Annotated in this window: 20 protein-coding genes; 17 read left to right on the top strand and 3 right to left on the bottom strand. The window is 70.9% G+C overall.

Going from position 1 to position 24,122, the window contains the following annotated elements:
• The first annotated feature begins 112 nt into the window (after nucleotides 1–112).
• From yajC to relA, 5 genes are all read left to right on the top strand, one after another.
• Nucleotides 113–622 (top strand): preprotein translocase subunit YajC, encoded by a 510-nt coding sequence (gene yajC, locus R2E43_RS30855; protein WP_003977310.1) that lies wholly within the window; start codon nucleotides 113–115, stop codon nucleotides 620–622.
• A gap of 135 nt (nucleotides 623–757) precedes the next feature.
• Nucleotides 758–2,569 carry a protein translocase subunit SecD gene (gene secD, locus R2E43_RS30860; RefSeq protein ID WP_037897924.1) on the top strand — a complete coding sequence of 604 codons (1,812 nt, stop codon included), beginning with the start codon at nucleotides 758–760 and terminating at the stop codon, nucleotides 2,567–2,569.
• Between the two features lie 3 nt (nucleotides 2,570–2,572).
• Complete coding sequence (gene secF, locus R2E43_RS30865; protein WP_003977312.1) at nucleotides 2,573–3,694, top strand: protein translocase subunit SecF; 1,122 nt, start codon at nucleotides 2,573–2,575, stop codon at nucleotides 3,692–3,694.
• Entirely contained in the window at nucleotides 3,691–4,239 is a 549-nt protein-coding gene (locus R2E43_RS30870) for an adenine phosphoribosyltransferase (protein ID WP_016325803.1), read from the top strand. The genes secF and R2E43_RS30870 overlap by 4 nt, the downstream gene beginning before the upstream one ends.
• A gap of 183 nt (nucleotides 4,240–4,422) precedes the next feature.
• Entirely contained in the window at nucleotides 4,423–6,966 is a 2,544-nt protein-coding gene (gene relA / locus R2E43_RS30875; RefSeq protein ID WP_003977314.1) for a GTP pyrophosphokinase, read from the top strand.
• A 78-nt stretch (nucleotides 6,967–7,044) separates the two neighbouring features.
• On the opposite strand, the gene R2E43_RS30880 is transcribed toward relA, so the two are convergent.
• Nucleotides 7,045–8,274: a DUF349 domain-containing protein gene (locus R2E43_RS30880; protein WP_016325802.1), complete on the bottom strand. Its 1,230-nt coding sequence runs from the start codon at nucleotides 8,272–8,274 to the stop codon at nucleotides 7,045–7,047.
• Between the two features lie 135 nt (nucleotides 8,275–8,409).
• Nucleotides 8,410–9,243 carry a peptidylprolyl isomerase gene (locus R2E43_RS30885; RefSeq protein WP_121716484.1) on the bottom strand — a complete coding sequence of 278 codons (834 nt, stop codon included), beginning with the start codon at nucleotides 9,241–9,243 and terminating at the stop codon, nucleotides 8,410–8,412.
• Between the two features lie 183 nt (nucleotides 9,244–9,426).
• Here R2E43_RS30885 and R2E43_RS30890 point away from each other — a divergent pair, with 183 nt between their 5' ends.
• From R2E43_RS30890 to rpsD, 5 genes are all read left to right on the top strand, one after another.
• Complete coding sequence (locus R2E43_RS30890; RefSeq protein WP_003977317.1) at nucleotides 9,427–10,134, top strand: MBL fold metallo-hydrolase; 708 nt, start codon at nucleotides 9,427–9,429, stop codon at nucleotides 10,132–10,134.
• Nucleotides 10,135–10,145: 11 nt separating this feature from the next.
• Nucleotides 10,146–11,408, top strand: a complete 1,263-nt coding sequence (hisS, locus tag R2E43_RS30895) for a histidine--tRNA ligase (RefSeq protein WP_016325801.1) — start codon at nucleotides 10,146–10,148, stop codon at nucleotides 11,406–11,408.
• Nucleotides 11,409–11,601: 193 nt separating this feature from the next.
• Nucleotides 11,602–12,264 carry a vitamin K epoxide reductase family protein gene (locus R2E43_RS30900; RefSeq protein WP_030871078.1) on the top strand — a complete coding sequence of 221 codons (663 nt, stop codon included), beginning with the start codon at nucleotides 11,602–11,604 and terminating at the stop codon, nucleotides 12,262–12,264.
• Between the two features lie 69 nt (nucleotides 12,265–12,333).
• Nucleotides 12,334–13,689 (top strand): replication-associated recombination protein A, encoded by a 1,356-nt coding sequence (locus R2E43_RS30905; RefSeq protein ID WP_003977320.1) that lies wholly within the window; start codon nucleotides 12,334–12,336, stop codon nucleotides 13,687–13,689.
• Between the two features lie 294 nt (nucleotides 13,690–13,983).
• A complete protein-coding gene (gene rpsD, locus R2E43_RS30910) occupies nucleotides 13,984–14,598 on the top strand; it encodes a 30S ribosomal protein S4 (protein WP_003977321.1) in 615 nt (204 codons plus the stop codon).
• 44 nt (nucleotides 14,599–14,642) lie between these two features.
• Here the strand turns inward: rpsD and R2E43_RS30915 are convergent, their stop codons facing one another.
• Nucleotides 14,643–16,832 (bottom strand): ATP-binding protein, encoded by a 2,190-nt coding sequence (locus R2E43_RS30915; protein ID WP_319127700.1) that lies wholly within the window; start codon nucleotides 16,830–16,832, stop codon nucleotides 14,643–14,645.
• A gap of 165 nt (nucleotides 16,833–16,997) precedes the next feature.
• Here R2E43_RS30915 and R2E43_RS30920 point away from each other — a divergent pair, with 165 nt between their 5' ends.
• The 7 genes from R2E43_RS30920 (at nucleotide 16,998) to R2E43_RS30950 (ending at nucleotide 24,094) form a co-directional block, all read left to right on the top strand.
• Nucleotides 16,998–17,447: a DUF948 domain-containing protein gene (locus tag R2E43_RS30920; RefSeq protein WP_003977323.1), complete on the top strand. Its 450-nt coding sequence runs from the start codon at nucleotides 16,998–17,000 to the stop codon at nucleotides 17,445–17,447.
• A gap of 7 nt (nucleotides 17,448–17,454) precedes the next feature.
• Entirely contained in the window at nucleotides 17,455–17,811 is a 357-nt protein-coding gene (locus tag R2E43_RS30925) for a hypothetical protein (protein WP_003977324.1), read from the top strand.
• Nucleotides 17,811–20,483 (top strand): alanine--tRNA ligase, encoded by a 2,673-nt coding sequence (gene alaS, locus R2E43_RS30930; protein WP_003977325.1) that lies wholly within the window; start codon nucleotides 17,811–17,813, stop codon nucleotides 20,481–20,483. The genes R2E43_RS30925 and alaS overlap by 1 nt, the downstream gene beginning before the upstream one ends.
• Nucleotides 20,480–20,983, top strand: coding sequence for a Holliday junction resolvase RuvX (ruvX, locus tag R2E43_RS30935; protein ID WP_332056748.1), 504 nt, complete (start codon nucleotides 20,480–20,482; stop codon nucleotides 20,981–20,983). The genes alaS and ruvX overlap by 4 nt, the downstream gene beginning before the upstream one ends.
• 128 nt (nucleotides 20,984–21,111) lie before the next feature.
• Entirely contained in the window at nucleotides 21,112–22,860 is a 1,749-nt protein-coding gene (gene mltG, locus R2E43_RS30940; RefSeq protein WP_332056749.1) for an endolytic transglycosylase MltG, read from the top strand.
• Nucleotides 22,841–23,680, top strand: coding sequence for a shikimate dehydrogenase (locus R2E43_RS30945; RefSeq protein WP_332056750.1), 840 nt, complete (start codon nucleotides 22,841–22,843; stop codon nucleotides 23,678–23,680). The genes mltG and R2E43_RS30945 overlap by 20 nt, the downstream gene beginning before the upstream one ends.
• A 48-nt stretch (nucleotides 23,681–23,728) precedes the next feature.
• A complete protein-coding gene (locus R2E43_RS30950; protein ID WP_332056751.1) occupies nucleotides 23,729–24,094 on the top strand; it encodes a hypothetical protein in 366 nt (121 codons plus the stop codon).
• Nucleotides 24,095–24,122 lie beyond the last annotated feature (28 nt).

A 24,122-nucleotide genomic window follows, 5' to 3' on the forward strand; every position in this document is an offset into this window, starting at 1 on the left:
CCATGCGCGCGGACTCGCCTAGACTCCGCCGATGCCGCCCTTGTCGGCGGTGTACACACCCCCAACCATCAGGCCGCTCCCCATCGCGGTCGTGTGAAGGAAGTACCGACCCGTGAGTCTCGTGACCCTCCTCCCGTTCATCGTGCTCATCGGGGCCATGTTCCTGATGACCCGGTCGGCGAAGAAGAAGCAGCAGCAGGCCGCCAACATGCGGAACGAGATGCAGCCCGGAACCGGTGTCCGCACCATCGGGGGCATGTACGCCACGGTCAAGGAGGTCAACGACGACACGGTCCTCCTCGACGCCGGCCCGGGTGTGGAGCTCCTCTTCGCCAAGAACTCGATCGGTGCCGTCCTCTCCGACGACGAGTACAACCGCATCGTCCACGGCATCGAGCACGACCTGAAGTCCGACGCGGACGTCGTCCCCGACGACGCCTCCTCCCTCACCGAGACCGACGCCTCCGCCGACGACGCCTCCGACGACAAGTCCGTCGACCTCGGCAAGAAGGCCGAGCCCGCCGACGAGACGGCCGACGAGCCCAAGGCCGACGCCGCGCCCGCCGAGGCGAAGACGGACGAGCAGGCGAAGAAGTCCGACGGCGGTTCCGAGGCGAAGTAAGCCGTGCCCCGGGGTGCGCGGGACGGGTTCCCGCGCACCCCGCGTGACGCGCGGCTCGCACGGATCCGGACACCATGTGATGGCCGCCGGTGACGCCTTCTGGGCGCGAAGCGGCCCGAGAGGGAGTACACAAAGGTGGTAGCACCTAAAAAGGGAAAGAATGCGAGCGCTCAGAGTAAGCCCGGGCGCTCGCTGGCCCTGATCCTGATCGCCATCGTGGCGCTCACCGGGGGCATGTTCGCCTCCGGGCACACGACTCCGCGTCTCGGCATCGACCTGGCGGGCGGTACCAGCATCACGCTCCGGGCCGTGCCGGAGGCGGGCCAGGAGTCCGCGATCAACAAGACCAACATGGACACCGCGGTCGAGATCATGAACCGCCGTGTCAATGGTCTGGGTGTTTCCGAGGCCGAGGTCCAGACCCAGGGCGACCGGAACATCATCGTCAACATCCCCAAGGGGACGAACTCGAAGGAAGCCCGGCAGCAGGTCGGCACCACCGCCAAGCTGTACTTCCGTCCGGTCCTCGCCACCGAACTCTCCGGCGCCAACGCGACGGGCACCCCCTCGGCGAGCGAGACCGGCGGCGCCTCTGACAAGGCGACCGACAAGGCCACGGACAAGGCCACGGACAAGGCGACCGACGGCGACAAGGCCACCGACGGCGACAAGGCGAGCGGCACGCCGTCCGACTCCGCCTCGGCGAGCGCCACCAGCCAGGGCCGCGCCGCCAGCGACGCCCTGAAGGCCGACCCCAGCCCGTCCGCGACGAGCTCCGACGGCGCCTCCCCGTCCCCGAGCGCCAGCGCCTCCGGCGACGACGCCACCGCCAAGCTGCAGCAGCAGTACGCGGCCCTGGACTGCACCGACAAGAACGCCCGCGCCAAGGCCGGCGACGGCGCCAAGCCGGACGAGCAGACCGTGGCCTGCGGCCAGAACTCGCAGGGCCAGTGGCAGAAGTACATCCTCGGCGCCGCCGCGGTCGACGGCACCGAGGTCGACGAGGCCGAGGCCGTCTACAACACGCAGACCGCCGCCGGCTGGACCGTGACGATGAAGTTCACGGACAAGGGCAGCAAGAAGTTCGCGGACATCACCGGCAAGCTGGCGCAGAACCAGTCCCCGCAGAACCAGTTCGCCATCGTCCTGGACAACGAGGTCGTCTCCGACCCGTACGTCAGCCAGGCGCTCACCGGCGGCAACGCGGAGATCTCCGGCAGCTTCGACCAGGAGGAGGCCCAGAGCCTCGCCAACATGCTGTCCTACGGCGCGCTGCCGCTGACCTTCAAGGAGGACAGCGTCACCACCGTCACCGCCGCGCTCGGCGGTGAGCAGCTCAAGGCCGGTCTGATCGCGGGCGCGATCGGCCTCGCCCTGGTCGTCCTCTACCTGCTGTTCTACTACCGCGGGCTGTCGTTCATCGCCGTCTGCTCGCTGCTGGTCTCGGCCGGCCTCACGTACGTGATCATGGCGCTGCTCGGCCCGACCATCGGCTTCGCGCTGAACCTGCCGGCCGTGTGCGGTGCCATCGTCGCCATCGGCATCACGGCGGACTCGTTCATCGTGTACTTCGAACGCGTCCGAGACGAGATCCGGGAGGGCCGCACGCTGCGTCCCGCCGTCGAGCGGGCCTGGCCGCGCGCCCGGCGCACCATCCTCGTCTCCGACTTCGTGTCCTTCCTCGCCGCCGCGGTGCTCTTCATCGTCACCGTCGGCAAGGTGCAGGGCTTCGCGTTCACGCTGGGTCTGACGACCCTGCTCGACGTGGTGGTGGTCTTCCTCTTCACCAAGCCGCTGCTGACGCTGATGGCGCGCCGCAAGTTCTTCGCGAGCGGTCACAAGTGGTCCGGCCTCGACCCCAAGGCCCTGGGGGCCAAGCCTCCGCTGCGCCGCACCCGCCGTCCCTCCCGTCCTGCCGCCGGCCCTGTCGACCCGAAGGAGGCGTGAGAGATGTCGAAGCTCGGCACACTCGGCGCCCGACTGCACCACGGCGAGGTCGGCTACGACTTCGTCAAGAACCGCAAGATCTGGTACGGCATCTCGATCCTCATCACCATCACGGCCATCGTCGGCCTGGCGGTGCGCGGCCTGCACATGGGCATCGAGTTCCAGGGCGGCGCGGTCTTCACCACCCCGAAGAACATGAGCGCCTCGGTCGCCCAGACCGAGACCTGGGCGGAGGAGGCCTCCGGCCACGACGCCATCGTCCAGAAGCTCGGCGACGGCAGCCTCCGCATCCAGATCGCGGGCACCGACACCCAGCAGTCGGACCAGATCAAGGAGGACCTCTCCAAGAACCTGGACGTCTCCGCGGAGAAGATCAACGCCGACCTGGTCGGCCCCAGCTGGGGTGACCAGATCGCGAACAAGGCCTGGCAGGGCCTCGGGATCTTCATGGTCCTCGTGGTGATCTACCTGGCGATCGCGTTCGAGTGGCGGATGGCACTGGCCGCCTTCGTCGCACTGATCCACGACATCACCATCACCGTGGGCATCTACGCCCTGGTCGGCTTCGAGGTCACACCCGGCACGGTGATCGGTCTGCTGACGATCCTCGGTTACTCGCTCTACGACACGGTCGTCGTCTTCGACAGCCTCAAGGAGCAGACCCGGGACATCACCAAGCAGACCCGCTGGACCTACGCGGAGATCGCCAACCGCTCGATCAACAGCACCCTGGTCCGCTCCATCAACACCACGGTGGTCGCGCTGCTGCCGGTGGCGGGCCTGCTGTTCATCGGCGGCGGTGTCCTCGGTGCCGGCATGCTCAACGACATCTCGCTGTCGCTGTTCGTCGGTCTCGCCGCGGGCGCCTACTCGTCGATCTTCATCGCCACGCCGCTCGTCGCCGACCTCAAGGAGGCCGAGCCGCAGATGAAGGCCCTCAAGAAGCGGGTCCTCGCCAAGCGTGCCCAGGGGGCCGCCAAGGGCGAGAGCGCGGAGTCCGCGGCCGACGAGGGGGCGTACGACGCCGACGAGCCGGACGACGCCGCACCCGCGGTCGTCGGTCCCCGCAACCAGCCCGCGTCCCGTGGCAGGGGCCGCGGCCGGCCTTCGGGGAAGCGCCGATGACCGAGCCGACCGGCATCACGGAGCTGCTGCTCAGCCGCATCCGTGACGTGGCCGACTACCCGGAGCCGGGCGTGGTGTTCAAGGACATCACCCCGCTCCTGGCGGACCCGGGGGCGTTCGCCGCCCTGACCGACGCGCTCGCCGAGGCTGCCGGGCGCACCGGCGCCACCAAGGTCGTCGGCCTGGAGGCCCGCGGCTTCATCCTCGGCGCCCCGGTGGCCCTGAGGGCGGGTCTCGGCTTCATCCCCGTGCGCAAGGCGGGCAAGCTCCCCGGAGCCACGCTCAGCCAGGCGTACGACCTGGAGTACGGCTCCGCCGAGATCGAGGTGCACGCCGAGGACCTCACCGCGGGCGACCGCGTGCTGGTCGTCGACGACGTCCTCGCCACCGGCGGCACCGCCGAGGCCTCGCTGGAGCTGATCCGCCGGGCCGGTGCCGAGGTCGCCGGCCTCGCCGTGCTGATGGAGCTGGGCTTCCTCGGCGGGCGGGCCCGGCTGGAGCCGGCGCTGGCCGGGGCACCGCTGGAGGCACTGCTCACGGTCTGAACCACGCGAACCGCACGGCTGGGGCGGGCCCGGAGGAATCCGGCGCCCGCCCCAGGCGTTGCAGGGGTTGACGGCCGTCACAGGCCCTCACATTGGCCAGAAGGCGATCCTGGAGGGCAGGATCGCTACCATGGGGTATCCGGAGCCTGACCGGGGGACCCGGATCGCGCACGAGGAGTCCTCTTGCCAGACGAGGCCCAGCCACTGACCGCCGCAAAGCCCGAGTCCGCCTCGGCGTCCGCGGCGAAGCCCGCGCCGAGCGCGCCCCAGGCGAAGAACGACACGCACGGGCCGATCCAGCACGCCCCGGCCGCACCGGTCGACAAGCCGGCCGAGCAGCAGCCGCGCCCCAAGCCGCTGCCGGCCGAGCGCCCGCAGAACGCGCCCGTGGTCCGCGCCCCCGCCGGGCAGCCCGCCCGCTCCGGCTCCTCCAACCGCGTCCGCGCCCGCCTGGCCCGCCTCGGCGTGCAGCGCGCCAACCCGTACAACCCGGTCCTGGAGCCGCTGCTGCGCATAGTGCGCGGCAACGACCCGAAGATCGAGACGTCGACCCTGCGCCAGATCGAGCGGGCCTACCAGGTCGCCGAACGCTGGCACCGCGGCCAGAAGCGCAAGAGCGGCGACCCGTACATCACGCACCCGCTCGCCGTCACCACCATCCTCGCCGAGCTGGGCATGGATCCGGCCACGCTGATGGCCGGGCTGCTGCACGACACCGTCGAGGACACCGAGTACGGCCTGGAGGACCTGCGCCGCGACTTCGGCGACGTCGTCACCCTGCTCGTCGACGGCGTCACCAAGCTGGACAAGGTCAAGTTCGGGGAGGCCGCGCAGGCCGAGACCGTGCGCAAGATGGTCGTCGCCATGGCCAAGGACCCGCGCGTCCTGGTCATCAAGCTCGCCGACCGCCTGCACAACATGCGCACCATGCGCTACCTCAAGCGCGAGAAGCAGGAGAAGAAGGCACGCGAGACCCTGGAGATCTACGCGCCGCTCGCCCATCGCCTGGGCATGAACACCATCAAGTGGGAGCTGGAGGACCTCGCCTTCGCGATCCTCTACCCCAAGATGTACGACGAGATCGTCCGCCTGGTCGCCGAGCGCGCCCCCAAGCGCGACGAGTACCTCGCCGTCGTCACCGACGAGGTCCAGCAGGACCTGCGCGCGGCCCGCATCAAGGCGACCGTCACCGGCCGCCCCAAGCACTACTACAGCGTCTACCAGAAGATGATCGTCCGCGGCCGGGACTTCGCGGAGATCTACGACCTGGTGGGCATCCGCGTCCTGGTGGACACCGTCCGCGACTGCTACGCGGCGCTCGGCACGGTCCACGCCCGCTGGAACCCGGTTCCGGGGCGGTTCAAGGACTACATCGCGATGCCCAAGTTCAACATGTACCAGTCGCTGCACACGACGGTCATCGGGCCCGGCGGCAAGCCGGTCGAGCTGCAGATCCGCACCTTCGACATGCACCGCCGCGCGGAGTACGGCATCGCCGCGCACTGGAAGTACAAGCAGGAGGCCGTCGCCGGCGCCTCCAAGGTGCGCACCGACGCCCCCAAGTCGTCCGGCAAGAGCAAGGACGACCACCTCAACGACATGGCGTGGCTGCGCCAGCTGCTCGACTGGCAGAAGGAGACCGAGGACCCCGGGGAGTTCCTGGAGTCCCTGCGCTTCGACCTCTCCCGCAACGAGGTCTTCGTCTTCACCCCCAAGGGCGACGTCATAGCGCTTCCGGCCGGGGCCACCCCGGTGGACTTCGCCTACGCCGTCCACACCGAGGTCGGCCACCGCACCATAGGGGCACGGGTCAACGGACGGCTGGTGCCGCTGGAGTCCACCCTGGACAACGGCGACCTGGTGGAGGTCTTCACCTCCAAGGCGGCCGGCGCGGGCCCCTCCCGCGACTGGCTGGGCTTCGTGAAGTCGCCGCGCGCCCGCAACAAGATCCGCGCCTGGTTCTCCAAGGAGCGCCGCGACGAGGCGATCGAGCAGGGCAAGGACGCCATCGTCCGCGCGATGCGCAAGCAGAACCTGCCGATCCAGCGCATCCTCACCGGCGACTCCCTGGTGACGCTCGCGCACGAGATGCGGTACTCGGACATCTCCGCGCTGTACGCGGCGATCGGCGAGGGCCACGTCTCCGCGCCGAACATCGTGCAGAAGCTGGTCCAGGCGCTCGGCGGCGAGGAGGCCGCCACCGAGGAGATCGACGAGTCGGTCCCGCCGTCCCGCGGCCGCGGCCGCAAGCGCCGGGCCAACGCCGACCCGGGCGTGGTCGTCAAGGGCGTCGAGGACGTGTGGGTCAAGCTGGCCCGCTGCTGCACGCCCGTGCCCGGCGACCCGATCATCGGCTTCGTCACCCGCGGCAGCGGCGTCTCCGTCCACCGCAGCGACTGCGTGAACGTGGACTCGCTCTCCCGCGAGCCGGAGCGCATCCTCGAGGTCGAGTGGGCGCCCACCCAGTCCTCGGTCTTCCTGGTCGCCATCCAGGTCGAGGCGCTGGACCGCTCCCGGCTGCTGTCGGACGTCACGCGCGTGCTGTCCGACCAGCACGTCAACATCCTGTCGGCGGCCGTCCAGACCTCCCGCGACCGGGTGGCCACCTCCCGCTTCACCTTCGAGATGGGCGACCCGAAGCACCTGGGGCACGTCCTGAAGGCCGTACGCGGCGTCGAGGGCGTCTACGACGTGTACCGGGTGACTTCGGCGCGCAGGCCGTCGTAGCGGGCCGCACAGGCGCACACACGAGAGGGGCTCCCGTACGCACTGTACGGGAGCCCCTCTCGTGTCCGGTCGGCGACGTCAGCCGCCGAACTCGTGCAGTCCCTTGAGCGCCTGGTCGAGGAGCGCCTGGCGGCCCTCCAGCTCACGCGCGAGCTTGTCGGCCTTGGCGTCGTTGCCCTGGGCGCGCGCCTGCTCGACCTGGGAGCGCAGCTTGTCCACGGCGGCCTGGAGCTGACCGGTCAGGCCCTCGGCACGCGCGCGTGCCTCCGGGTTGGTCCGGCGCCACTCGGCCTCCTCGGCCTCCTGGAGGGCCCGCTCGACCGCGTGCATCCGCCCCTCGACCTTCGGCCGGGCGTCGCGCGGCACGTGGCCGATGGCCTCCCAGCGCTCGTTGACCGAACGGAACGCGGCGCGCGCCGACTTGAGGTCGGTGACCGGGACGAGCTTCTCGGCCTCCGTGACCAGCTCTTCCTTGAGCTTGAGGTTCTCCGACTGCTCGGCGTCCCGCTCGGCGAAGACCGAGCTGCGGGCGGCGAAGAACACGTCCTGGGCGCCGCGGAAGCGGTTCCACAGGTCGTCCTCGTGCTCGCGCTGGGCCCGGCCCGCGGCCTTCCACTCGGACATCAGGTCGCGGTAGCGCGCGGCCGTCGGTCCCCAGTCCGTCGAGTTCGACAGCGCCTCGGCCTCGGAGACCAGCCGCTCCTTGATCCGCCGGGCCTCCTCGCGCTGTGCGTCGAGCTGCGCGAAGTGCTGCTTGCGGCGCTTGGAGAACGCCGAGCGGGCGTGCGAGAAGCGGTGCCACAGCTCGTCGTCGGACTTGCGGTCCAGACGCGGCAGACCCTTCCAGGTGTCGACCAGGGACCGCAGCCGCTCACCGGCCGCCCGCCACTGGTCCGAGCGCGCCAGCTCCTCGGCCTCGGCGACCAGGGCCTCCTTGGCGCCACGCGCCTCGTCGGACTGCTTGGCCCGCTGGGCCTTGCGCTCCTCGCGCCGGGTCTCCACGAGCGCGACGAGCTGGTCCAGCCGGGCCCGCAGGGCCTCCAGGTCGCCGACCGCGTGGTGCGCGTCCACCTGCTCGCGCAGGTGGTCGACGGCGGTCTGGGCGTCCTTGGCCGACAGGTCGGTGGTCTTCACCCGCTTCTCGAGGAGGCCGATCTCGACAACCAGGCCTTCGTACTTGCGTTCGAAGTAGGCCAGTGCCTCCTCGGGGGAGCCTGCCTGCCAGGATCCGACGACCTTCTCGCCGTCGGCCGTACGCACGTACACGGTCCCCGTCTCATCGACGCGGCCCCACGGGTCGCTGCTCACAGCGCCTCCTCCACATGATGCCGGCGGAGGGCTTCGCTACCCCCGGGCATCGTCCACAGTTTCGTCTCGGCCAACATAGGCGACCGGCGGGTGGCCTGTCCGCATCCCGCACGACCGAACTTTCGCTGATGGGGGTCAGGATTTCGAGACGGTTGCCTTGTCGATCACGACCGTCGCGTTGGGTGCGGTGTTGCCCGTCGTCGGGTCCGCGGGCTGGGCTCCCGCGGAGGCGATCTTCTTCAGGACCGTCATGCCCTCCTTCGAGACGGTGCCGAACGGGGTGTAGCTCGGGGGCAGCTGGCTGTCCTGGTACACGAGGAAGAACTGGCTGCCGCCCGAGTCCGGCTGACCGGTGTTCGCCATCGCCACCGTGCCCGCCGGGTACACGTTGTCCTTGAGGCTCTTGTCCTTCAGGTTCTCGTCCGGGATGTTGTAGCCGGGACCGCCGTTGCCCTGGGCCGTGGGGTCGCCGCACTGCAGCACGTAGATGCCCTCGGTGGTGAGCCGGTGACACTTGGTGTGGTCGAAGTAGCCCTTGCCGGCCAGGAAGTCGAACGAGTTCACGGTGTGCGGTGCCGCGTCCGCCTTCAACGCGAGGTCGATGTCACCGCACGTGGTCGCCAGCTTCATCGTGTACTTGGCCGACTTGTCGACGGTCATCGCAGGTTCCTTCTTCCAGGTCTGCGTCTTGACCTTGCCCTCGGCCGGCTTGTCGCACGGGTCCGGCGCCTTGCTGGGCGCCGAGGCGCTCGGGGTGACCTCCGCGCCCGCGTTCGTCTTGTCGTCGTCGTCCCCCAGGACCACGCCGGTCGTGTACAGCGCGACGCTGCCGATCAGAATCACGCCGAGCACCGACGCTATAGCGGCGTTGCGCATGCGTGCCTTGCGTCGCGCGGAGGTGCGTCGCTGCTGCTGCCGCAAGAACTTCTCCCGGGCGAGCTGACGCCGCCGCTGCTCCTGGGTGACCACCGGGTTCTCTCCTCATGCGTCTTCGTGTGCCGACCGGTACGCGTGGGTGCGATGAGCCGACCGTGGGCGTGTAGCCCCGTACCGTATATGGGTTCGCTGAGGAATCGGCACCGCCGGTAGGCTCTGACCATGGGCGCGACCCGTTCGCAAGCCCACCCGTACCGACCCAAACGAAGGACGATCGTGCTCATTGCCGGGTTCCCCGCCGGTGCCTGGGGGACGAACTGCTACCTCGTCGCCCCCGCCGCCGGTGAGGAGTGCGTGATCATCGACCCGGGCCACCAGGCGGCCCCCGGAGTCGAGGAAGCGATCCGCAAGCATCGGCTCAAGCCCGTCGCCGTCGTCCTCACCCACGGCCACATCGACCACGTCGCCTCGGTCGTCCCGGTGTGCGGCGCCCACGACGTGCCGGCCTGGATCCACCCCGAGGACCGCTTCATGATGAGCGACCCCGAGAAGGGGATCGGTCGCAGCATCGGCATGCCGCTCATGGGCGAGCTGACCGTGGGGGAGCCGGACGACGTCAAGGAGCTGACCGACGGCGCGCGGCTGGCGCTGGCGGGCCTGGAGCTGACCGTCGCGCACGCCCCGGGCCATACCAAGGGGTCGGTGACCTTCGGCCTGCCCGAGGCGGCGGACATCCCGCCGGTGATGTTCTCGGGCGACCTGCTGTTCGCCGGCTCCATCGGACGCACCGACTTCCCCGGTGGCTCCATGGACGACATGCTCGAGTCCCTGGCACGCGTGTGCCTGCCGCTCGACGACTCGACCGTGGTGCTCTCCGGACACGGCCCCCAGACGACCATCGGCCAGGAGCGCGCCACCAACCCGTACTTGCGGCAGGTGGCCGCCGGCCAGGGCGCTCCCGACGCGCCCCGACGAGGAATGTGACGAGACCTTCCGTGAGCACCTTCAAGGCCCCCAAGGGCACGTACGACCTGCTGCCGCCCGACTCCGCCAAGTTCCTGGCCGTCCGCGAGGCGATCGCCGCCCCGCTGCGCAACTCCGGCTACGGCTACATCGAGACGCCCGGCTTCGAGAACGTCGAGCTGTTCGCGCGCGGCGTCGGTGAGTCGACCGACATCGTGACCAAGGAGATGTACGTCTTCGAGACCAAGGGCGGCGACCGGCTCGCCCTGCGCCCGGAGACCACCGCTCCCGTACTGCGCGCGGTCCTGGAGGCCAACCTGCACAAGGCGGGCAACCTGCCCGTCAAGGTCTGGTACTCGGGCTCGCAGTACCGCTACGAGCGCCCCCAGAAGGGCCGTTACCGCCACTTCTCCCAGGTCGGCGCCGAGGCGATCGGCGCCGAGGACCCGGCCCTGGACGCCGAACTGATCATCCTGGCCGACCAGTCGTACCGCGCGCTCGGTTTGCAGGACTTCCGCATCCTGCTCAACTCCCTGGGCGACCAGGAGTGCCGCCCCGTCTACCGGGCCGCTCTCCAGGACTTCCTGCGGGGGCTCGACCTGGACGAGGAGACCCTGCGCCGCGCGGAGATCAATCCGCTGCGCGTTCTGGACGACAAGCGCCCGGACGTCCAGAAGCAGCTCACCGAAGCCCCGCTGCTGCGCGACTACCTGTGCGACGCCTGCAAGGCGTACCACGAGGAGGTGCGCGAGCTGATCACGGCGGCGGGCGTGGTCTTCGAGGACGACCCGAAGCTGGTCCGCGGCCTGGACTACTACACCCGCACGACGTTCGAGTTCGTCCACGACGGCCTCGGCTCCCAGTCCGCGGTGGGCGGCGGCGGCCGCTACGACGGCCTGTCCGAGATGATCGGCGGCCCCTCGCTGCCCTCGGTCGGCTGGGCCCTCGGCGTCGACCGCACCGTCCTCGCCCTGGAGGCGGAGGGCATCGAACTGGACATCCCCTCCGCCACCTCCGTCTTCGCGGTCCCGCTCGGCGAGGAGGCCCGCCGGATCCTGTTCGCCAAGGTCACCGAGCTGCGCAAGAACGGCGTCGCCGCCGACTTCTCCTACGGCGGCAAGGGCTTGAAGGCCGCGATGAAGGCGGCCAACCGCTCCGGCGCCCGCTACACCCTGGTCCTGGGCGAGCGGGATCTCGCCGAGGGAGTGGTCCAGCTCAAGGACATGGAGTCCGGCGAGCAGACCGCGATCGGCGTCAACGAGATCGTGGCGGAGCTGGAGTCGAGGCTCGGCTAGCGGGCCGACACCCTTCGGGGCACGCGTTTTCGCTCGCGCGTGCCCCTGAGGAACGCGTGGTGGCCAAAACGCGCCGCCCCGGAGTGATCGCCGATCCGTTCATAGGCTCATCGAACGGTGCCCATACAGGCTTGTGCGGCACAATGGCCCCTGCCCGAAGCAGGCCCCACTCCCCAGTGACGGAATCGGCGTGATGAGCAAGACGACAGTGAAGGACGTCTCCACCGTGGCAGAGTCCGCGCCGGACAGCGGCACCCGCACCCCGCGTACCGAGGGCGGCAGCCGGGCCCTCGCGCTGCTGCTGGTGATCACGGGCGCGGCCGGCCTGCTCGCCGCGTGGGTCATCACGATCGACAAGCAGAAGATCCTCGAGGCCAAGGTCGCCGGCACCACGTTCACGCCCGGCTGCAGCCTCAACCCGGTCGTCTCCTGCGGCAACATCATGGAGAGCGACCAGGCCTCGGTCTTCGGCTTCCCCAACCCGATGCTCGGCCTCGTCGCCTACGGCATCGTCATCTGCGTCGGCATGAGCCTGCTCGCCCGTGCCACCTACCCGCGCTGGTACTGGCTGACCTTCAACGCCGGCTGCCTGTTCGGCGTCGCGTTCGTCTCGTGGCTGCAGTTCCAGTCCCTGTACCGGATCAACTCGCTGTGCCTGTGGTGCTGCCTGGCCTGGGTCGCCACGATCCTGATGTTCTGGTACGTGACGTCCTTCAACGTCCGCAAGGGCTTCCTGCCCGCGCCGGGCTGGCTGCGCGGCTTCTTCGGCGAGTTCACCTGGGTCCTGCCGGTGCTGCACATCGGCATCATCGGCATGATGATCCTCACCCGCTGGTGGGACTTCTGGACCAGCTGACCGGCCTTCCGCGCGGGCGGGCCCACCGGGCCCGCCGCGTTGTCGGTGCGGTCATTTAGGGTTCAAGGCGTGGAGCCCGATCTGTTCACCGCCGCAGCCGAAGAACGCCAGGAGAAGGACCCGACCGGCAGCCCCCTCGCCGTGCGGATGCGCCCGCGCACCCTCGACGAGGTCGTCGGCCAGCAGCACCTGCTCAAGCCCGGATCCCCCCTGCGCCGCCTGGTCGGCGAGGGCGCGTCCGGGCCCGCGGGGCCCTCCTCGGTCATCCTCTGGGGCCCGCCGGGCACCGGCAAGACCACCCTGGCGTACGTCGTCTCCAAGGCCACCAACAAGCGGTTCGTCGAGCTGTCGGCGATCACCGCGGGCGTCAAGGAGGTCCGCGCGGTCATCGACGGCGCCCGCCGCGCGGTCGGCGGGTACGGCAAGGAGACCGTCCTCTTCCTCGACGAGATCCACCGCTTCAGCAAGGCCCAGCAGGACTCCCTGCTCCCGGCCGTGGAGAACCGCTGGGTCACCCTGATCGCCGCCACCACCGAGAACCCGTACTTCTCGGTGATCTCCCCGCTGCTCTCCCGCTCCCTCCTGCTCACCCTGGAACCCCTCACCGACGACGACGTCCGGGACCTGCTGCGCCGCGCCCTGACCGACGAGCGCGGCCTGAAAGGCGCCGTCACCCTGCCCGGGGACACCGAGGAGCACCTCCTGCGCATCGCGGGCGGCGACGCCCGGCGCGCGCTCACCGCGCTGGAGGCCGCCGCCGGGGCCGCGCTCGACAAGGGCGAGGCGGAGGTCGGTCTGACCACGCTGGAGGAGACGGTCGACCGGGCCGCGGTGAAGTACGACCGCGACGGCGACCAGCACTACGACGTCGCCAGCGCCCTGATCAAGTCCATCCGCGGTTCCGACGTGGACGCCGCCCTGCACTACCTGGCCCGGATGGTCGAGGCCGGCGAGGACCCCCGCTTCATCGCCCGGCGCCTGATGATCTCGGCCAGCGAGGACATCGGCCTGGCCGATCCGAACGCACTGCAGATTGCCGTCGCCGCCGCCCAGGCCGTCGCCATGATCGGCTTTCCCGAGGCCGCCCTCACCCTCAGCCACGCCACCATCGCCCTGGCGCTGGCCCCCAAGTCCAACGCCGCGACCACCGCCATCGGCGCCGCCCTGGACGACGTGCGCAAGGGCCACACCGGACCGGTCCCGGCCCACCTGCGCGACAGCCACTACAAGGGCGCGGGCAAGCTCGGACACGGGCAGGGCTACGTGTACCCGCACGACCTGCCCGAGGGGATCGCCGCCCAGCAGTACGCCCCGGACGGACTCAAGGACCGGACGTACTACACGCCGACCCGGCACGGCGCCGAGGCCCGGTACGCGGACGCCGTGGAGTGGACCCGCGGGCACCTCGGTCGCAAGCCGTCCTGAGCAGCCTGTAGAATCCCTCGGAGTGCCGTGTCCCGTGCAGTCAGAACGGGACGACCGGCCGGAACCCTCACGGGTTCCAGGAGCGTCGCGCACCGTCGATGGTGTCGCGGGCAGCCCACCACCACCCGGCTTCCGGGAGCGGTCGGTGGGCCACTCGCGTGCTGCACGTATGTGCCCAGACCAGGGGAGCGGCTGCCCGGCAGGTCCCGAGCGGACCCGGCGGGTTTCCCCGGCTGCGGATTGCGACCTCCCTCAACCCTGACAAGCCGGAAACCCAGAAAAGAGACACAGACAGTGGCGAACCAGCCCCGCCCCAAGGTCAAGAAGTCGCGTGCCCTCGGCATCGCGCTGACCCCGAAGGCCGTCAAGTACTTCGAGGCCCGCCCCTACCCGCCGGGTGAGCACGGCCGCGGCCGCAAGCAGAACTCGGACTACAAGGTCCGTCTGCTCGAGAAGCAGCGTCTGCGCGCGCAGTACGACCTCAGCGAGCGCCAGCTCGTCCGCGCCTACGAGCGTGCCTCCAAGACCAACATGAAGACCGGCGAGGCCCTGGTCATCGAGCTCGAGCGCCGTCTCGACGCGCTGGTCCTGCGTTCGGGCATCGCCCGCACGATCTACCAGGCCCGTCAGATGGTCGTGCACGGCCACATCCAGGTCAACGGCCAGAAGGTCGACAAGCCGTCCTTCCGTGTCCGTCCGGACGACGTGGTGCAGGTGCGCGAGCGCTCCAAGGAGAAGACGCTCTTCACCATCGCCCGCGAGGGTGGCTTCGCCCCCGACGGCGAGACCCCGCGCTACCTCCAGGTGAACCTCAAGGCCCTGGCGTTCCGCCTGGACCGCGAGCCGAACCGCAAGGAGATCCCGGTGATCTGCGACGAGCAGCTCGTCGTCGAGTACTACGCCCGCTGATCCAGCGGAAACGCTGAACGAGCAGGCGCAGTACCAGCGGTACCTCAGCCCGCCGTCTCCCCGCCCTTCCGGGTGGGCGAGGCGGCGGGCTTCGCCGTCCGGGCGCCCGCCGGCGCCCGCCGCACGGCCGTCGGACGCGGCGCCGGCAGCGAGGCCCTCGCCCCGGGCCGGCGCAGGGCCCGCGCCACCGCTTCCCGGCGCCCGAGCCGCGCCCCGTGCCGTACGCACTCCTCGTACCGCTCGTCGCCCAGCTGCTCCCGGGCCGCGGCCTCGCACAGCTCGTGCGGCGCGTTGTAGTGCGCCGAGCCGAACAGCGGCAGCCCCACCGACGGCCACATCCGCCCCGCCGCGCCCTGGAGCACCGCAGCCTCCGCCGCGTCGCCCTCCGCCACCGTGACCAGGGCCAGCAGCTCCACCGCGAGCACCGAGCCCAGCTGGTCGCGGAAGCGGTGCGCGCTGCCCAGGCAGTCGGCCAGCAGCTCGCGGGCGCGGACCGGCTCACCGTCGCTCCAGGCCGCGTAGGCGAGGACGTACAGGGCGTACCCGCGGGCCCAGCGCTCGCCGTGGTCCTCGCACACCTGGCGCACGTCCTCGCACAGGCGCACCGCGTCCGGCAGATCGCCCTGGAAGGCCCGGGCCATCGCCAGCTCCACCTGGCCCATCAGCACGTTGCTGTTCAGCTCGCCGATCTCCCGGTAGCGGTGCAGCGCGGAGCGCAGCAGCGTCTCCGCGCGCGGCAGGTCGTCCGTCACCAGCGCCAGACAGCCGGTGCGGTGCTCCGCGTACGCCGCCGCCGTCGGATTCGCCGAGCGCTCCGCCTCCTCGCGGCACTCCTGGAGCGCCGCCAGCGCGGGCACCGTGTCGCCCTGGAGGATCGCCACGTAGGCGAGCACCCACAGCGCCTTCAGCCGGGACTGCTCGCCGGCCGTCGGCTCCGCGTCCAGCCGCACCGCCTGCTCCAGCCAGTGCCGCCCCTCCGACAGCCGGCCGCAGCCCACCCAGTGGAACCACAGGGCGCCCGCCAGGTACTGGCCCAGGTGCGCGCCGTCCGGTTCGTCCAGGCAGTGCTCCAGGGCGCTGCGCAGGTTGGGCAGTTCGGCGTCCACCCGCGCGGCGACCTCGCCCTGGCGCGGCGAGAACCACTCCAGCTCGCACCAGGTCGCCAGGCCCACGTACCAGTCCCGGTGCCGCCGCCGCAGCCGGTCCGCGTCCCCCGTCGCCGCCAGCCAGTCGGCGCCGTACGCCCGTACCGTGTCGAGCATCCGGTAGCGCACCCCGGCCGGGGACTCCTCGCGGGTCAGCACGGACTGGGAGAGCAGGGCGCAGAGCACGTCGAGCACGTCGTCGGCCGGCATCCCGTCCCCGCTGCACACGTACTCGGCGGCCTCCAGGTCGAACGGCCCGGCGAACACCGAAAGCCGCGCCCACAGCAGCCGCTCCGGCGGCGTGCACAGCTCGTGGCTCCAGCCGATCGCCGTGCGCAGCGTCCGGTGCCGGGGCAGCGCGGTGCGGTCCCCGCCCGTCAGCAGCCGGAACCGGTCGTCGAGGCGGCGCAGCATCTGCCCCGGCGACAGCGCGTCCAGGCGCCCCGCCGCCAGCTCGATCGCCAGCGGGATGCCGTCCAGACGCCGGCACAGCTCGCGCACCTCCCGCTGGTCCGCGTCCGGGTCCGCGTCGTGGTCGCGGGCGACGCTCCGCTGCCCGGCCCGGACCGTCAGCAGCTCCACCGCCTCCTCCGTGCCCAGCGGTGCCAGCGGAACCAGCCGCTCGCCGGCCACCCCCAGCGGTCTGCGTCCCACGGCCAGCACGCTGAGCCCCGGTGCGCGGCCCAGCAGCTCGGTCACCAGCGCCGCGCAGGCGTCCACCAGGTGCTCGACCCCGTCCAGGAGCAGCAGCAGCTCCCGCTCGGCCAGGTGCGCGAGCAGCGTCTCGCGGGGCAGCCGGGTCGTGTGGTCGGTCAGCCCCAGTGCCTCCACGACCGCGTAGTCGACGAACTCCTCGTCCCGCACCGGCGCCAGCTGGACCCGCCACACCCCGTCCCGGGGCGCGCGGCGCGCGGCCGCCCGCGCGGCCAGCCGGGACTTGCCGACACCGCCGGAACCGGTGAGGGTCACCAGTCGCGCGGAGTCCAGCGTCCGCGCCAGCTCCGCCAGCTGCGCCCCTCTCCCGACGAAGGCGTCGAGCTCCAGTGGGAGGTTGCCGTGCGGGATGCCGTCGCGCCGATGGTCTCGCATGAAACACGGAGCGTACTGAACCGTGTTCACTCCGTACAATCGCTTCACCGAACCCGGCCGCACCGCGCCGCGCGCGACGGGGAATCCGGTACGGAGCCCCGCGCCCGGCGCGATAGGCTCGGTGCACGACTTTCCCGATGTTCAGGCACGTCTTTCAGGGAGCGGGTGCACACAGTGTCCGGTGGCGAGGTGGCCGGGATCCTGGTGGCCGTCTTCTGGGCGATCCTGGTCTCCTTCCTCGCCGTCGCACTGGCGAGGCTGGCCCAGACGCTCAGGACGACCACCAAGCTCGTGGCGGACGTGACCGACCAGGCGGTCCCGCTGCTGGCCGACGCCTCGGCGGCGGTGCGCAGCGCGCAGACCCAGATCGACCGGGTCGACGCGATCGCCTCCGACGTCCAGGAGGTCACCTCGAACGCCTCCGCGCTGTCCACCACCGTGGCCTCCACCTTCGGCGGCCCGCTGGTCAAGGTCGCGGCGTTCGGGTACGGCGTGCGCCGGGCACTCGGCGGTCGCAAGGAGGACATGTCCGCCCCGGCCGACCAGGCGCGGCGTACCGTGATCGTGGGCCGCACGCTCCCGGCCGCGCGGCGGACGAAGCGGAAGAAGGGCTGACCGAGCGATGTTCCGCCGTACGTTCTGGTTCGGCACCGGCGTGGCCGCCGGTGTGTGGGCCACCACCAAGGTCAACCGGAAGCTCAAGCAGCTCACCCCCGACAGCCTCGCCGCCACCGCGGCGAACAAGGCGCTCGACGTGGGCACCCGGGTCAGGGACCGCGCGGTGGGTTTCGCACTCGACGTCCGCGACAACATGGCCCAGCGGGAGGCCGAACTGGACGACGCGCTGGGCCTGAAGGCCCCCGTCGACCGTGAACTGCCCGCACCGAGGCACCACGCCGCCATCGAGAACAGCAAGGACCCCGAGTACGTCGTCGACGACAGGACGACGCACTCGTACAACCGGAATGAGGACCACTGATGGAGTCGGCCGAGATTCGTCGCCGCTGGTTGAGCTTCTTCGAGGAGCGCGGTCACACCGTCGTCCCTTCGGCGTCGCTCATCGCGGACGACCCGACTCTGCTCCTCGTCCCGGCCGGCATGGTGCCCTTCAAGCCCTACTTCCTGGGTGAGGTCAAGCCGCCCTTCGACCGCGCCACCAGCGTGCAGAAGTGCGTGCGCACGCCGGACATCGAAGAGGTCGGCAAGACCACCCGGCACGGCACGTTCTTCCAGATGTGCGGCAACTTCTCCTTCGGCGACTACTTCAAGGAAGGCGCCATCACCTACGCCTGGGAGCTGCTCACCAGCGCCCAGGACAAGGGCGGTTACGGCCTCGACCCCGAGCGCCTGTGGATCACCGTGTACCAGGACGACGACGAGGCCGAGCGCATCTGGCACGACGTCGTGGGCGTCCCCTCCGAGCGCATCCAGCGCCTCGGCAAGAAGGACAACTACTGGTCCATGGGCGTCCCCGGCCCCTGCGGCCCCTGCTCCGAGATCAACTACGACCGCGGTCCCGAGTTCGGCGTCGAGGGCGGCCCCGCCGTCAACGACGAGCGGTACGTGGAGATCTGGAACCTCGTCTTCATGCAGTACGAGCGGGGCGAGGGCATCGGCAAGGAGGAGTTCGAGATCCTCGGCGAGCTGCCGAGCAAGAACATCGACACCGGCCTCGGCCTGGAACGCCTCGCCATGATTCTGCAGGGCGTGCAGAACATGTACGAGATCGACACCTCCATGGCCGTCATCAACAAGGCCACCGAACTGACCGGCGTGGCCTACGGCGACGCCCAGGCCTCGGACGTCTCCCTGCGCGTGGTCACCGACCACATGCGCACCTCCGTGATGCTCATCGGCGACGGCGTCACCCCCGGCAACGAGGGCCGCGGCTACGTGCTGCGCCGCATCATGCGCCGCGCCATCCGCAACATGCGCCTGCTCGGCGCCACCGGCCCGGTCGTCAAGGACCTCATCGACGTCGTGATCGGCATGATGGGGCAGCAGTACCCCGAGCTGGTCACCGACCGCGAGCGGATCGAGAAGGTCGCCCTCGCCGAGGAGAACGCCTTCCTGAAGACGCTGAAGGCCGGCACCAACATCCTCGACACCGCCGTGAGCGACACCAAGGCCTCCGGCGGCACCGTCCTCGCCGGCGACAAGGCGTTCCTGCTCCACGACACCTGGGGCTTCCCGATCGACCTCACCCTGGAGATGGCCGCCGAGCAGGGGCTGTCCGTGGACGAGGACGGCTTCCGGCGCCTGATGAAGGAGCAGCGGGAGCGCGCCAAGGCCGACGCCCAGGCCAAGAAGACCGGTCACGCCGGTGCCGGTGCCTACCGGGAGATCGCCGACAAGGCCGGCGCCACCGACTTCGTCGGCTACACCGACACCGAGAGCGAGTCCACGATCGTCGGCATCCTCGTCGACGGCGCCTCCTCCCCGGCCGCCACCGAGGGCGACGAGGTCGAGATCGTGCTGGACCGCACCCCGTTCTACGCCGAGGGCGGCGGCCAGATCGGCGACACCGGCCGGATCCGGGTCGACACCGGCGCCGTGATCGAGGTCCGCGACTGCCAGAAGCCGGTGCCGGGCGTGTACGTCCACAAGGGCGTCGTCCAGGTCGGCGAGGTCACGGTCGGTGCCAAGGCGCAGGCCTCCATCGACGACCGCCGCCGCAAGGCCATCGCCCGCGCCCACTCGGCGACCCACCTCACCCACCAGGCGCTGCGCGACGCTCTCGGCCCGACGGCCGCCCAGGCCGGTTCCGAGAACCAGCCCGGCCGCTTCCGCTTCGACTTCGGCTCGCCGTCCGCCGTGCCGACGGCCGTGATGACCGACGTCGAGCAGAAGATCAACGAGGTGCTCGCCCGCGACCTCGACGTGCGCGCCGACGTCATGGGCATCGACGAGGCCAAGAAGCAGGGCGCCATCGCCGAGTTCGGCGAGAAGTACGGCGAGCGCGTGCGCGTCGTCACCATCGGCGACTTCTCCAAGGAGCTGTGCGGCGGCACCCACGTGCACAACACCGCCCAGCTCGGCCTGGTCAAGCTGCTCGGCGAGTCCTCCATCGGCTCCGGCGTGCGCCGCATCGAGGCCCTGGTCGGCGTGGACGCCTACAGCTTCCTCGCCCGCGAGCACACGGTCGTCGCCCAGCTCCAGGAGCTGATCAAGGGCCGTCCGGAGGAGCTGCCGGAGAAGGTCTCCGCGATGCTCGGCAAGCTCAAGGACGCCGAGAAGGAGATCGAGAAGTTCCGCGCGGAGAAGGTCCTCCAGGCCGCCGGCGGTCTCGCCGACTCCGCCAAGGACGTGCGCGGCGTGGCCCTGGTGACCGGCCAGGTGCCCGACGGCACCACCGCCGACGACCTGCGCAAGCTGGTCCTCGACGTGCGCGGCCGCATCCAGGGCGGCCGGGCCGCCGTCGTGGCGCTGTTCACCACGGTGAACGGCAAGCCCCTCACGGTCATCGCCACCAACGAGGCCGCCCGCGAGCGCGGCCTGAAGGCCGGTGACCTGGTGCGCACCGCCGCCAAGACCCTCGGCGGCGGCGGTGGCGGCAAGCCGGACGTCGCCCAGGGCGGCGGCCAGAACGCGGCCGCCATCGGTGACGCCGTCGACGCCGTCGAGCGCCTCGTGGCGGACACCGCCAAGTGAGCACGCCCGAGAACGACCAGGCGGACGGCCCCAAGATCCGCCGCGGCCGCCGCCTGGCCGTCGACGTCGGCGACGCCCGCATCGGGGTCGCGTCCTGCGACCCCGACGGCATCCTCGCCACCCCGGTGGAGACCGTCCCCGGCCGCGACGTCCCGGCGGCGCACCGGCGCCTGCGGCAGCTGGTCGCGGAGTACGAGCCGATCGAGGTCGTCGTCGGCCTCCCCCGCTCCCTCAAGGGGGGCGAGGGGCCGGCCGCCGCCAAGGTCAGGCGCTTCACGCAGGAGCTGGCCAAGGGCATCGCGCCCGTCCCGGTCCGGCTGGTCGACGAACGCATGACGACGGTCACCGCCAGCCAGGGACTGCGCGCCTCCGGGGTGAAGTCCAAGAAGGGCCGGTCCGTCATCGACCAGGCCGCCGCCGTGATCATCCTCCAGCAGGCCCTGGAATCCGAACGGGTGTCAGGCAGGCCACCCGGCGAGGGCGTCGAAGTGGTCATCTGATCGCGGTACGGTAACGTTCCGCGCGATGCGGAGGCATTCGAACAGCCACCGCACAGCAAGAGGCGGAACGGAAGCGGGCTCTTCGGCAAGGGCCCCGGTCCCCGTCGCCTCGCGGCTCTAGGGGATCGATGACTGAGTATGGCCGGGGCCCAGGCTCCGAACCGTGGCATCCGGAGGACCCGTTGTACGGGGACGGCGGATGGGGCGGACAGCAGGCCCAGGCGGGTCAGCAGTCCCCCTACGGCGGCCAGCCGCAGCAGTATCCGGAGCAGCAGGCGCAGCAGGGTTACGGCGACTGGAGCAACGGCGGCCAGGCGTCGTACGGCGACGGGCAGCCCCAGTACGACCAGTACGCCCACCAGCACCCCGAACCGCAGTACGACCCGTACGGTCAGCAGCAGTACGACCAGCACCAGTACGGTCAGCAGCAGTACGACCAGCAGTACGCACCCCAGGCCCAGCCGCAGCAGGGCTACGACAACGGCGGCTGGAGCGGCGGCGCACACCCCCAGGCGCAGTACCCGGCCGACCCGTCCGACCCCTACGGACAGCAGGCCGGCGGCTACGGCGCCGAGCAGCCCGACTTCTACGGCACCCCCGAGGCGTACCCGCCGCCGGAGCCGCCCACCCGCAGGCGCGCCGAGCCCGAGCCGCAGCGCACCGACTGGGACCCCGGACCGGACGAGGGGGAGCACGCCTTCTTCGCCGGCGGGGACGCGGACGGGGACGACGACGCGCCGGGCGACGGCCGCGAAAGCCGGGAGGAGCGCAGAACCAGGGGGGGCGGCAAGCCCAAGAAGCGCCGCAGCGGATGCGCCTGTCTGGTGGTCTGCCTGGTACTCGGCGGCGGCGTGGCAGGCATCGGGTATTTCGGCTACCAGTTTTACCAGGATCGTTTCGGCGCGGCCCCGGACTTCGCGGGCGGCGGCAACGGCGAGCAGGTGACCGTCACCATCCCCAAGGGCGCGGGCGGTTCCACGATCGGCCAGGAACTCAAGCGGCAGGGCGTGGTGAAGAGCGTCGACGCGTTCATCTCCGCCCAGCAGAGCAACCCCCGCGGCAAGAGCATCCAGGACGGCGTGTACACGCTGCAGAAGGAGATGTCGGCCGAGAGCGCGGTCGAACTCCTGCTCAGCCCGAAGAGCCGCAGCAACCTGATCATCGCCGAGGGCAGGCGCAACGCCGACGTCTACAAGCTCATCGACAAACGCCTCGAGGTGAAGGCGGGCACCACCGCCGAGGTCGCCAAGTCCGAGTACAAGAGCCTCGGCCTGCCCGACTGGGCGCTGAACCACAAGGACGTCAAGGACCCGCTGGAGGGCTTCCTCTACCCGTCCAGCTACTCGGCGGCCAAGGGGCAGAAGCCCGCGGACGTGCTCAAGCAGATGGTGGCACGTGCCAACGAGCAGTACGAGAAGATCGGCCTGGAGCAGAAGGCGGAGGGACTCGGCCTCGAAGGCCCGTGGGAGCTGCTCACCGCCGCGAGCCTGGTGCAGGCCGAGGGGAAGACGCACGAAGACTTCCGCAAGATGGCCGAGGTCATCTACAACAGGCTCAAGACCGACAACACCGAGACGAACCAGAAGCTCCAGTTCGACTCGACCTTCAACTACCTCATGGGCCAGAGCAAGATCCACATCAGCGAGTCCGAGATCAACACCAACCCGGACCCGTACAACACCTACTACCACCGGGGCCTGCCGCCCGGACCCATCAGCAACCCCGGCGAAGAGGCCCTGCAAGCGGCGCTCAACCCCACCGAGGACGGCTGGATCTACTTCGTGGCCACCGACGGCGTGAAGAAGACCGAGTTCGCCAAGACCCACGACGAGTTCCTGAAGCTGAAGGACAAGTTCGATGCCAGCTCCGGCAACTGACCGGCGCCGGGCCGCCGTGCTCGGCTCCCCGATCGCCCACTCGCTCTCCCCGGTGCTGCACCGCGCCGCCTACGCGGAGCTGGGCCTCGCGGACTGGACGTACGACCACTTCGACGTGGACGAGGCGGCCCTGCCGGGCTTCTTCGAGGGACTCGGGCCCGAGTGGGCGGGGCTGTCGCTGACCATGCCGCTCAAGCGGGCGGTGATCCCGCTGCTCGACTCGGTCAGCGAGACGGCGGCCTCCGTGGACGCGGTGAACACCGTCGTCCTCACCGAGGACGGCCGCAGGACCGGCGACAACACCGACATCCCCGGCATCGTCGCCGCCCTGCGCGAGCACGGCATCGAGAAGGTCGAGTCCGCCGCGATCCTCGGCGCCGGCGCCACCGCGTCCTCCGCGCTCGCCGCGCTGGCCCGGATCTGCACCGGCGAGGTCACGGTCCACGTGCGCAGCGAGGCCCGCGCCGCCGAGATGCGGGGCTGGGCGGAACGACTCGGCGTCGACGTGCGCCTCGCCGACTGGGCGGACGCCGCGGAGGCACTGCGCGCCCCGCTGGTCGTGGCCACCACCCCGGCCGGTGCCACCGACGCGCTCGCGGCCGCCGTCCCCGAGATGCCCACCACGCTCTTCGACGTGCTCTACGACCCCTGGCCCACCGCGCTCGCCGCCCGCTGGTCGGCGCACGGCGGTGCCGTCGTCAGCGGCCTGGACCTGCTGCTCCACCAGGCCGTGCTCCAGGTGGAGCAGATGACCGGCCGGGCGCCGGCACCGCTGGCCGCCATGCGAAAAGCGGGGGAGCACGCGCTCGCGGATCGCTAGGATCCCGTCCGGTTCCGCAGGGGGCGGAACGGGAGGGGAAGACGATCCATGTACACAGGCGTGCCGCTGGCCTCGGCCAAGACCCAGATCTTCGAGGCCGTGCTGGGCTTCCTGCCCGACTGGGTGCAGATCATGGTGCTCGCCCTGATCGTGCTCGCCGTCGTCGCGGGCTGGGTGGTCAAGGTGCGGCGCAGGCTCGTCCGGCGCCGCGCGAGCCGCGCGGGCCTGCCCCTGCCCGGGGCGGCGCGGCAGGGCACCGGCGCCGACCACCTGGGGGCCTACCCACCACCGCAGCCGGGGCAGAGCGGGGCCGACTTCCTCGGTCCCTACGCTCCGGCGCAGCGGCAGGAGAGCGGCGCGGACTTCCTGGGGGCCTACGCTCCGGCGCGGCAGCAGGACGACCGGCCCGCGTGACGCCGCCCGGGTCGGCCGCGGCCGTCGG

The organism is Streptomyces violaceoruber, from assembly GCF_033406955.1.
GTDB lineage: Bacteria > Actinomycetota > Actinomycetes > Streptomycetales > Streptomycetaceae > Streptomyces > Streptomyces violaceoruber.